The sequence below is a fragment of the Pseudomonas sp. WS 5059 genome, assembly GCF_012985525.1.
Classification (GTDB): Bacteria; Pseudomonadota; Gammaproteobacteria; order Pseudomonadales; family Pseudomonadaceae; genus Aquipseudomonas.
In genome coordinates, this window is record NZ_JAAQWO010000002.1 from 778,298 (window position 1) to 789,932 (window position 11,635).

Annotated in this window: 6 protein-coding genes; 1 reads left to right on the plus strand and 5 read right to left on the minus strand. The window is 62.7% G+C overall.

Features of this window, described 5'->3' with window-relative positions:
• Window positions 1–148: 148 nt before the first annotated feature.
• Together gcvP and gcvH are read right to left on the minus strand one after the other, a co-directional pair.
• Window positions 149–2,998: an aminomethyl-transferring glycine dehydrogenase gene (gcvP, locus tag HBO12_RS08305; protein WP_170041905.1), complete on the minus strand. Its 2,850-nt coding sequence runs from the start codon at window positions 2,996–2,998 to the stop codon at window positions 149–151.
• Between the two features lie 10 nt (window positions 2,999–3,008).
• Window positions 3,009–3,392, minus strand: coding sequence for a glycine cleavage system protein GcvH (gene gcvH / locus HBO12_RS08310; RefSeq protein ID WP_170041906.1), 384 nt, complete (start codon window positions 3,390–3,392; stop codon window positions 3,009–3,011).
• A gap of 355 nt (window positions 3,393–3,747) precedes the next feature.
• Between gcvH and HBO12_RS08315 the strand changes: the two genes are divergently transcribed.
• Window positions 3,748–8,418: a hypothetical protein gene (locus HBO12_RS08315; protein WP_170041907.1), complete on the plus strand. Its 4,671-nt coding sequence runs from the start codon at window positions 3,748–3,750 to the stop codon at window positions 8,416–8,418.
• Here the strand turns inward: HBO12_RS08315 and HBO12_RS08320 are convergent, their stop codons facing one another.
• The 3 genes from HBO12_RS08320 to arcC all read right to left on the minus strand — a co-directional run bounded on the left by HBO12_RS08320 (window position 8,419) and on the right by arcC (window position 11,465).
• Window positions 8,419–9,927, minus strand: coding sequence for a sigma-54-dependent transcriptional regulator (locus HBO12_RS08320; protein ID WP_169954684.1), 1,509 nt, complete (start codon window positions 9,925–9,927; stop codon window positions 8,419–8,421).
• Window positions 9,928–10,112: 185 nt separating this feature from the next.
• Window positions 10,113–10,475: a DUF5064 family protein gene (locus tag HBO12_RS08325; RefSeq protein ID WP_169954685.1), complete on the minus strand. Its 363-nt coding sequence runs from the start codon at window positions 10,473–10,475 to the stop codon at window positions 10,113–10,115.
• Between the two features lie 60 nt (window positions 10,476–10,535).
• Complete coding sequence (arcC, locus tag HBO12_RS08330) at window positions 10,536–11,465, minus strand: carbamate kinase (protein ID WP_170041908.1); 930 nt, start codon at window positions 11,463–11,465, stop codon at window positions 10,536–10,538.
• Between the last annotated feature and the right edge of the window lie 170 nt (window positions 11,466–11,635).

The window sequence follows — 11,635 nt, forward strand, 5'->3', positions numbered from 1 at the left end:
ATCCCTGTGGGAGCTGGGCTTGTCGGGTCGCCGCATCGCCGCGATAGCGGTGGGTCAGGCAACGTTTCTGTTACTGATACACCACTATCGCGGCGATGCGGCGACCCGACAAGCCAGCTCCCACATTGACCGCGTTCTACCGCTCAGGTTACGCGTAGCTCTCGATCGAGGGGCACGCACACACCAGGTTGCGATCGCCAAACACGTTGTCGACCCGGCCCACCGGCGGCCAGTACTTGCCTTCGATCAGCGACGCTACCGGATACACCGCTTGTTCACGGCTGTACGGATGGCTCCATTCACCGACGATTTCAGCTGCCGTGTGCGGAGCGTTTTTCAGCGGGTTGTCGTCCTTGTCCAAGGTGCCGTTTTCCACTGCGCGGATCTCTTCGCGGATGGCGATCATGGCGTCGCAGAAGCGGTCCAGTTCTTCCTTGGATTCGCTTTCGGTCGGCTCGATCATCAAGGTGCCAGCCACCGGGAACGACATGGTCGGCGCATGGAACCCAAAGTCGATCAGGCGCTTGGCCACGTCATCCACGCTGATGCCGCTGCTGTCCTTGAGTGGGCGCAGGTCCAGGATGCATTCGTGGGCCACCAGGCCGTTGCTGCCGGTGTACAGCACCGGGTAGTGCTCTTCCAGGCGACGGGAAATGTAGTTGGCATTGAGGATCGCCAACTGCGAAGCGCGCTTTAGGCCCGCGCCGCCCATCATGCTGATGTACATCCAGGTGATCGGCAGGATGCTCGCGCTGCCGAACGGTGCTGCACACACCGCACCTTCCTTGCGCTGCATGGCCGCGTGGCCGGGCAGGAATGGCGTGAGGTGCGACTTGACGCCAATCGGGCCCACACCCGGGCCGCCACCGCCATGGGGGATGCAGAAGGTCTTGTGCAGGTTCAGGTGCGACACGTCGCCGCCGAACTTGCCCGGGGCACACAGGCCGACCATGGCGTTCATGTTGGCGCCGTCGATATACACCTGGCCGCCGTTGTCATGGATGATCCCGCAGATTTCGCGGATGCCTTCCTCGAACACGCCGTGGGTCGACGGGTAGGTGATCATCAGCGCGGCGAGGTGCTCGCGGTGCTCGATGGCCTTGGCGCGCAGGTCTTCGATGTCCACGTTGCCCCGGGCGTCGCAGGCGGTGACGACCACACGCATGCCGGCCATGTTGGCGGTGGCCGGGTTGGTGCCGTGGGCCGACGAAGGAATCAGGCAGATATCGCGACGTTCATCGCCACGGCTCTGGTGATAGGCACGGATGGCCAAGAGGCCTGCGTACTCGCCTTGGGAGCCGGCGTTCGGTTGCAAGGAGATCGCGTCGTAACCGGTGGCCGCGCAAAGCATGGCTTCCAGTTCTCTGGTCAGTTGCAGGTAGCCGGCGCTTTGCTCGGCCGGGGCGAACGGGTGCAGGGCGCCGAACTCGGCCCAGGTCACCGGGATCATTTCACTGGCGGCGTTGAGCTTCATGGTGCACGAGCCCAGCGGGATCATGGTGCGATCCAGCGCCAGGTCCTTGTCGGCCAGCTTGCGCAGGTAGCGCATCAGCTCGGTTTCCGAGTGATAACGGTTGAACACCGGATGGCTGAGGATCGGCGACTGGCGCAGCAATGCGGCAGGCAGGGTGCTGTCGACGCTGGCTGCAAGGGCGGCGAAGTCCGGTAGGGCTTTGCCGCCTGCGAACACGCTCCACAGGGTTTCGATGTCGGCCTGGGTGGTGGTTTCGTCCACCGACAGGCCCAGGCGCGCCGCGTCCACGACGCGCAGGTTGATGCGCTGCGCACGGGCCTGGTCGTGCAGGGCAGCAGTGTTGGCGCCGGTGGCCAGGGTCAGGGTGTCGAAGAAGGTCTCTTGTTCAACCTTGAGGCCCAGCGCGGTCAAGCCACTGGCCAGGATCGCGGCCAGGTGATGAATGCGCGTGGCGATCTGCACCAGGCCTTTGGGGCCGTGGTACACCGCGTACATGCTGGCGATGTTGGCCAGCAGTACCTGGGCGGTGCAGATGTTACTGGTAGCCTTCTCGCGGCGGATATGTTGCTCGCGGGTCTGCATGGCCAGGCGCAGGGCCGGCTTGCCGAAACGGTCTACGGACACACCGACCAGACGCCCCGGCATATCGCGCTTGAACGCGTCCTTGGTGGAGAAGTAAGCGGCGTGCGGGCCACCAAAGCCCAGCGGCACGCCGAAGCGTTGCGCACTGCCGATGGCCACGTCGGCGCCGAACTCACCCGGTGGGGTCAGCAGGGTCAGGGCCAGCAGGTCCGCGGCCACGGCCACCAGGGCGTTGGCGGCGTGGAAGCGTTCGGTCAGTTCGCGGTAGTCGAACACGTCACCGTTGCTGGCCGGGTATTGCAGCAGCGCGCCGAAGAACGGGCTGACGTCGGTCAGTTCACGCTCATCGCCCACCACCACGTCGATGCCCAACGGCTCGGCACGGGTGCGCAGCACGTCGAGGGTCTGTGGGTGGCTGTGCACCGACGCGAAGAACGCGTTGCTGCCCTTGTTCTTGCTCAGGCGCTTGCAGAAGGTCATGGCTTCGGCGGCAGCGGTGGCTTCGTCGAGCAGGGAGGCGTTGGCGATCGGCAGGCCGGTGAGGTCGCTGATCAGGGTCTGGAAGTTCAGCAGCGCTTCCAGGCGACCCTGGGAAATTTCCGGCTGGTACGGCGTGTAGGCGGTGTACCAGGCCGGGTTTTCCAGGAGGTTGCGCAGGATCGGCGACGGTGTGTGGCAGTTGTAGTAGCCCTGGCCGATGTAAGTCTTGAACAGTTGGTTCTTGGCGGCGATGGCCTTGATCGAGGCCAGGGCATCGGCTTCGCTCAGGCCATCGCTAAGGCCGAGCACGGCGGTGCCCTTGATGCTTTCCGGGATCACGCTGGCGCTCAGGGCTTCGAGGGAATCAAAGCCCAGGGTCGCGAGCATCTGCTGCTCGTCATCCTGGCGCGGGCCGATATGGCGGGCGATAAACTCGTTGGCGGTGCTCAAATTAACGGTCATGGCGCGCTCCTCAAGCTTGGGCGTTGGCTTTGATCAGGCGGTCGTATGCGTCCTGATCCAACAGCTTAGCTACCGCAGTGGCATCAGCCGGTTTAAAGCGGAAGAACCAGCCTTCGCCCATCGGGTCTTCGTTGACCAAATCCGGGCTGTCGCTGAGCTTGTCGTTCACTTCCAGCACTTCGCCGGTCAGGGGCATGTACACGCCGCTGGCAGCCTTGACCGACTCCACGGTGGAGGCTTCGGCACCCTGGTCGTAGGCCTTCAGCTCAGGCAATTGCACGTACACCACATCGCCCAGGGCGTTTTGCGCGAACGCGGTAATACCCACGGTGACGCTGCCGTCGGCTTCGGCGCGCAGCCATTCGTGATCTTCAGTAAAACGCAATTCGCTCATGGAAACTCCTCAGGGCCAGAATCGTCTGGTGGACGGGATTAGAATGGGAAAGTCCTTAGCAAAAACGCGGCCAATATAATTTTATTGTTATAAATCAGACAGTTGTGATGAATCTAAAAACATTTGCTCAACCGTCATGTAGCGAATTCGCTACAGATCGACGGCGGAAAAAAAGCCTATCTGGATCAAAGCCTTGCATAGCGAAGGCCGATCAGTGGTGTATTGAAAACGTTCCGGTGTAGCGTTTTCGCTACGATAAGTTCCCCCGTGGCTAGACGCCAGGAGACTTATGCAGCGCACAGTGCAGTAGAGAGCGGCGTATTTTTTGCCCTTCCCGACGATCAGGACGCGCAGCATGAGCAATTCAATTGAGGCCAATCAGGGCATTTCACAACTACAGGCTTCCCGCGACTCTCTCGCGCACCTGTTCGCCCAGCGCCCGACATTGGCGCAAGTGGCCGAGTCGATGATCCAGGAATGGATCAACGACCAATTCAGTGACAGCGGTTTGCAGGCCGGCAGCACCTGGATCGGTTCAAGGCAGCCGTCCCAGGCCAATGGCGTCAGCTATGCCCAGCTCAGCACCTTGAGCGACGCCCTGATCCGGCGCTGCATGAGCCGCGACGTGCCAAGTTATGTGCCAGGTCAGCATTGCGTGCTGGTCAGCTCGGTAACCCAGGGCCTTGTCCCGTTCATTGGCGCTGTTTCGGTCAATGATGTCGCGATCATGCTCAACACCCTGGCGCCCGAATTGCCCGATGGTTTTAACGCGAGGCTGTTGGCCTATTGGAACGCCCATGTTCCAGGCGATACAGCTTTGAGTCGTTGGGGGGCGGTCGCCAAGCAACTGCGCGAGTGCCTGCTCAGCGCCCGGCAGAACCCGCCGCTGACGAAGGAGCAAGGCCAAAAGCTCCTGGGCCTGGGCGACGGGCCGCAAGAACTCTGGGGGTACCAGGCGGATCGCCAGGCGCTGGGCGGGGTCCACGTGCTGCGGATTTATCAAGTGTATGCGGGGCAGGATGGGCTGCCGGGCGAATGGCTGCCGCTATTGGTCTTGCAGCGCGAGGTGGCGCAGCACCAGGTCAACCTGGTCTATGTGCCGGCGATGAGCGTGCTCAAGCTCAGTACGTTGGATGAGTTGGGCAACCTGCTGCCACGCTACATGAGCCACTACAGCCCCGGCCTCCTTGTCAGATGGGGGCTCCGGGAGCCCCTGGGAGATGTCTTCGATGCGCAGGCCCAGGCCTTGCTGGAGCGCCAGCTCAGGGCGCTGAAGCGTGTCGACTGGTCGGCATTGCCCGATGTCGACAGCTACAAGCGCCTGCTGCACAAGCTCACTGCGCCCGAGGTCTGGTTCGAGGCCGATTATGTCCAGCCGCCCCACGAAGAGCAGCTGCCAGTGTGGTTGCAGGCGGCCAGCAGCACTGATCGGCACACTTACGGCCAATGGCTGGAGCGCCTGGCGCACCTGCACAAGCGTACAGGTGGCGCGTCGTTCCTCGATGGCCTGGACCCGATTGACGTGTTTGCGCGCAAAGCGCTGCAACGCCAGATGCGCCTGGATTACCCGCAACATGCGGCAATCAACCCGGATGATTACCTGCTGACGTTTGAACGCACCCAGGGTGCAACGGTGGGCTGGACGCAACGCAGCACCAGGACCTTGACCTCCTGGGCCCTGGAAAACCCCTTCGCCACCCCCTACGCCAGTGTGCAGATCAGCCACCAGGCCGGGCCAGGCGTTGTGCCCGCCAGGTGGATGCAGCCGGCGTACCTGAAAAAACTCATCGAAACGGTCGATGTGGGCCTGCACTACCCGGCGCTGCTCAAGCAGGCGTTGCTGGTGGACCCGCTAGAGTCGGCACGGCGCCGGCGCCTGTTTGTCGAGCAGATGGCGCTCCAGTTGCCCCTGCGGGCCCTTGAAAACAGCCTGCGCCGGCGCAACGGGTTTACCCCGGCAGGCGCAGCGGTGGTACTCGCACTGCTGCAGGACGATCCGCTGCAGCGCACAGTCGGCAACCAAGTCATCGTCGCCCGGCCCCTGGCGTTCCTGACCCATGCCGGTGGCGCCGTGCACAAGGCCCGCAACCTGTTTGTGCTCGGTGCGCGGGATAACGGTGAATTGCCCCATATCCTGTATCGGCCCGATCAGGCCGAGGCGGCCCTGCAACAGTTTGCCAGCCGCCAGGCGCTGCTCGACGAGATCGCGCGCCCCGGCAGTGATTTGCAGGCGCTAGTGCTTGAGCGTCTGCCTGACAAGAGCCGGGCGTTGTTCGGCAATGGTGGATTTCTCAGCCCTCATGTGCAGCGTTTTCTACAGGGGGACGAATACGCCGTGCCGGCCCCCTCCAGCCCGGCGTTGCTCAGTGACGAGTGCGTGCCGGGGGTGTTCCTGGAGGCGGTTTTCGATGACAACGCCAAGAGCCTGTGGCAGGCCGCCGAACAGCGCGCAACCTCGATCGAGGCGCTGCGCTGGACGCTGTTCAAGAACAACCTATGGCAGATATTCAATGCCCTGCTGCCAATGCTCAGAGGGTCGGTGGCGGTGGCGGGGTGGTTGGCCCAGGTGTATGGCAGTTTTCGTGCGGTGTTGGCGTTGCCGGCCGGGGCCAGCCAGGAAGAATCGGCCACTACCCTGGCCGAATTGCTCGGCAGCCTCGCAGGTTTGCTACTGAGCCCGGTCGTCAGCCTTGATCAACGCTTACGGCTGAGCGAGTTCCGGTCGGCGCCCATCCAGACCTCCACGGCCCATGTTCAGCAAACGCTGTCGGCCTCTGCCTGGCAGGGTTCGCGGGCGGATGTGACGGGTATGGATTTGTCCTGGGCCAACTCGCGGCTGCGTCTCGACGCGGCGCAGCAGGCACAACTGGCGACCTTTCGCTGGTCGCCCGGGCGCCGCGAGCAGTGGCCGGCGACCCCTGCGATCAATTCGCCGGACAGTCCCGTACGGGGCCGAGTCGCGGTGCTGCGCGCCGACGCAACCGTCAGCCATGAAGACTACATGCTGCTGGACAGCAAGCTGTATGGGGTCAGGCAGGTTGAGGGGCGCTGGCGCATCATCGACCTACGAGCCCCCCAGCGCGTCGGCCCCTGGCTGCGCAAGGATGCACACGGGGTGTGGAACGTCGACCTGGGCCTGCAATTGCTCGGCGGCCATCCAAAGCTGTCGGCGGCCGCCCGACGCGCCAATATCCAGCGCCAGAACCAGATGTTTGAGCACCATTATCAGGAGACCACGGCGCGCCTGCTTGAGGCTGAAAGTGCCGTGGCAGCCAGCGAAGAGCACTTTAAAGAGGCACACGAGGGCAGCCCGGAAAAACTCTTTGATCAGTCCCTGCAGGACCTGCGCAACCATTACCTGAGCGACCTGGAGAAACTCAGCCGGGCGCAGTTCGACAAGCTGGACGCGTTACTTGCAAAAAACGCCAACAAACCCGTAGAGCGCTTCGAACCGGAGAGGATCCTGCAACTGGAAGACCTGGTCGAAAACCTGCGGGTGCGCATGGCGGTGCTGGTCACCAACCGCGCCACCGAGGTGCTGCCTGCCGAGCGCCGTAGCCAGTTGCATGAGCAACTGGACCATGAAGATGTGGCCGTGGTTCAGGCAGCCCACCACTCGCTCGTTCAGGCTACGCAGACGATCATTGGCTACAACGAAAAGCTGATCGATTTGAGCATCCTGGAACGCAACAACTATGCCCGGCTGACCGAGGTGCCAGGGTATGAATCACGCGCTGATGCGTTGCAGCCCTCGACGCTGGGCACGCCGCTGGACTGGAAGTCCGTACAACTGAAGGCATTGGGTGGGGTGATCCTGCGCCGGCCGCCGCTGCCGGAGGAGTATGACGATTTCATCCGCATCGGGACCCTGATCGACGAGACGATCCAATCGGTGCAGTCGCAAAAAACCTTGCAAGACGCCAGCTCACTGAGTGTGCAGCAACGCATCGACGGGTATGAGGCGATTCTGTTCGAGTACGACACCACCCAGGCCTCCCTGCGCGACTTTGGTGATATGGCTTCTGACTTGTTGTATGAGGGCAGCGTCGAACGTTTGCACAAAATGCTCAACGCCATGGAACACGAAGCCCGCGGCTCCCTGGCGACGTTGCTGCGCGAGCGCGAACAGGCCCCCGCGTCCAGGCCCAGGCCTGCGGTGGGCAGCGGCAAGCGCCTGATCCGTGACCGCAAGAGCCGGTACCTGGTGGGCCAGGTGCGTGCGCGTACGCCGGAGTTGAACGAGGACATTGTCGATGTTATCAACCCGGTTGACCAAAGCGTCGTGGCGAGCTTTCGCCAGACCCCTGGCCTGGATGAGTTTGAGTCGATCACCGAGGCCAGCGCCCCGCCTGCGCGCGCGGTGCGCTCCCTGGAGCGGCTCAAGGACGATGGGCGCAAACTGCTGGACAGGCAGGCGACCGTGCTGGAGCAGGCCCGCAACGAGGCGCGTATTTCCAGCCTGCCCGCCAGCGTCGAGGCCCGGCTGTTGCGGCATGCCGGCAAAATCAGCACGGTGGCCGACAAGATCCGCAAAGCCCTGGAGCAAGAGAAAACCGCTGCTGCCGCACAGCCTCTGCTCAAGGAACTGGGGCAGGCTGCCAGCCGCCTGGTGGAGCATGGCCGGTTGATCCGGATCGAAATGGTCAAGCGCCTGGCGCCGGATGAAGAGGGGATTGCCTACCTCAAGAGTCAGAATGAGGTGCAGATCCTACCGATAGAGGGGCGCATTGCGCTCAAGCGCGAGCATGACTTTTTGCAGGAGTATGTGGTCAAGGACAAGGCGGGCAGGGTGTTGGCTTACGCCCATTTTCACTACCGCACTCCCGGGGCGGCCAATGCGGATTTCACTGCCGGCCATCTCAAGCGCCCGGAACAACGCTTTATGAGTTTTAGAGGCCTGGCCGACAAGACCGACAGCGACGTGATCGCCATCTACTATTCACGCCTGAGCGCGGCCATGGCCCAGCAGCTGTTTTTCAGCGCGACCGGGGCGGTGATCCAGCGTGGGCGCCGGGTTTTTTGGTGATCATGGCTTACCGGGGATGCCGTACTTGCGCAATCGATGGGCGATAGCGGTGTGAGACGTCTGTAGGCGGTTGGCCAACTGGCGTGTCGAGGGATAGGTGGTATAGAGCTTTTCCAGGAGGCTGCGCTCAAAGTCCTCCACTGCCTGCTCCAGGCTGTCCACTTCGCCGTCGCTCTGGCGGGCGACCGAGGTGCCGGCGATATCCAGGTCGCCAATGTCCACCAGGTTGCTTTCGCAAATGGCGGCGGCGCGGAAGATCACGTTCTGCAACTGGCGCACGTTACCCGGCCAGCGGTTGCCCAGCAGCGCCGGGTAAGTGCCCGGCGCCAGGCGGCAGACCGGGCGCTGGATCTGCGCGCAGGCCTGCTGCATGAAGTAGCGGGCCAGCAGCAGGATGTCCTGGCCGCGTTCGCGCAGGGGCGGCACTTCCACATTCAGCACATTGAGGCGGTAGAACAGGTCTTCGCGGAAGGTGCCTTCGCTGACCATTTTCTCCAGGTCGCGGTGGGTGGCGCTGAGGATGCGCACATTGACCTTGACCTCGCGGTCGCCGCCGACCCGGCGAAAGCTGCCGTCATTGAGAAAACGCAGGAGCTTGGCCTGCAAGTACGGCGACATTTCGCCAATCTCGTCGAGAAATACCGTGCCCTGGTTGGCCAGCTCCATCAGCCCCGGCTTGCCGCCGCGCTGGGCGCCGGTAAAGGCGCCGGGGGCGTAGCCGAACAGCTCGCTCTCGGCGAGGTTTTCCGGGAGTGCCGCGCAGTTCAGCGCCAGGAACGGCGAGCTGTGGCGCGCACTGATGGCATGGCAGGCGCGGGCCACCAGCTCTTTGCCGGTGCCGGTCTCGCCCTGGATCAACAGCGGGGCGTCGAGGGCCGCCACTCGTTGCGCACGGGTCTTGAGGGTGCGGATCGCCGGCGACTCGCCCAAAAGTGCGTCGAAACCTTCGGCATGGTCATGGTGCAGCGCCGAAAGTCGCTCGCCGATACGGTTGGGTTGGTACAACGTCAGCAGCGCGCCGGCATCGGTGATCGGTGTGGCGTCCAGCAATAAGGTCTGGCCGTTGACGCTGATCTCGCGCAGGGGCAGGCGAAAGCCATGTTCGAGCAAGGCTTCCAGCAGCGCCGGATCCTCAAACAGCTCGGCGATGCTTTCGCCAGCCGGCTCGCGACCATAGAGCGCGATCAGCGCCGGGTTGGCCAGCAGCACCTTGCCCGCACTGTCCAGGGCCAGGACCGGGTCGGTCATGGCCGCCAGCAGGGCGTCGAGTTGCAGGTGACGGCGCTGGCCGGGGAGGATATCCACCACCGTCACCGCCTGCACGCCCTGCACGCTGAACAGCGCATCGCGCAACTCTTCCAGCACCTCCACGCTCAGGGTCGGCGCGTCGATGTAGACGTTGGGCGGGATCATCTCCACCGCATCCAGGTTGAGATTGCGCCCACCGAGCAAGGCCAGGACTTCCTGGGTGATGCCGACGCGGTCGATGAAGCTGACGTGGATACGCATGGGGTGGATGTTGATTCTGCAATGCGGAGGGTGGCCAGTATGCCTGAGCGGGGGTGGAGATCAAAAATGTGGGAGCTGGCTTGCCTGCGATAGCATCATCGAGGGGTGACTGACACACCGAGGTGCCTGCATCGCAGGCAAGCCAGCTCCCACACAAGCCAGCTCCCACATTTGAGCTGTTTTGGTTATTCCAGGTGTTCAGGCTTGATCGGGTCGCCCGGTTTTACATCCAGTTGGTGGCGCACATCCTCGAACATCAGGTCGTACTGTTTATGCATGCCACCGTTGAGCACCGCGGTTTTCGGCATGCCGTATTTCTGCGCGATGTTCATGGCATGGCGGGCAAAGTCGTAGGCCTGATCCTTGGGCAGGAAGAATTCTTCCTTGAGGTCCTTGCCCTGCACGGAGCCGTGCATTTTGAAGAGCATTCCCTTGCCTTCCTTCGGGTCCTGGCTGACTTCATAGTCGATGCACAGGTCGTAGCTGTGATCCTGGGCATTCAACGCGTGGCGTTCGATATGCAAGTGACCGGGTTCAAAGATGGCCATAGGCGTCTCTCCTTAACAAGGCATTGGAGAAGGGCGGCTGCAACAACCGCCCTGGTGTAGTTATAGGTAGGTGATGCCAGGTTTTGCCGTGCTAATACGGGTGCCGGCGGTGCCCTGGACGATGGCTTCGATGTCCGAGAGTGAACCGATCACTGCGGTTTTGCCAGTGTTGCGGGCGAACTCGCAGGCGGCCTGGACCTTGGGCCCCATGGAGCCGGCGGCGAAGCCAAGTTTTTCCATGTCGTCGGGGTGCGCCTGGCCGATGGCCTTTTGCGTCGGCTTGCCGAAGTCGATAAACGCCGCGTTGACGTCGGTGGCGATCACCAGCAGGTCGGCTTCCAGTTGCTGGGCCAGCAGCGAGGAGCACAGGTCTTTATCGATCACAGCTTCGATACCCTTGAGCTTGCCGTTCTCGTCATACATGGTCGGGATGCCGCCGCCACCTGCGCAGATCACGATGCTGCTTTTTTCCAGCAGCCACTTGATCGGGCGGATCTCAAAGATGCGTTTGGGCCGTGGGCTGGCCACCACCCGGCGATATTTATCGCCATCGGGGGCAATCGCCCAGCCTTTTTCGGCGGCCAGTTTTTCCGCTTCGGCCTTGGAGTAGACCGGGCCGATCGGCTTGGTCGGGTTCTGGAAAGCCGGGTCGTTGGCGTCCACTTCAACCTGGGTCAGCAGGGTGGCGAAAGGCACTTCGAAGTCCAGCAGGTTGCCCAGTTCCTGTTCGATGATGTAGCCGATCATGCCTTCGGTTTCGGCACCCAGCACGTCCAGCGGGTAGGGCGAAACCTGGGTGTAGGCGGCGGCTTGCAGCGACAGCAGGCCGACTTGTGGCCCATTGCCGTGGGCGATCACCAGCTCATTGCCCGGATGGATCTTGGCAATCTGCTCGGTGGCGATCCGGATATTGGCGCGTTGGTTGTCCGCTGTCATGGGTTCACCACGGCGGAGCAGGGCGTTACCGCCCAGTGCAACGACGATACGCATAATGCAATCCTTCTAAAATTCGGCCTTGTGAACACCGGAGCAAGTGTGGGAGCGGGCTTTATGTGGGAGCTGGCTTGCCTGCGATGGCCTCACCTCGCTATGTCTGGCAGACCGAGGTGACTGCATCGCGGGCAAGCCCGGCTCCCACATAAAACCCGCTCCCACATTGC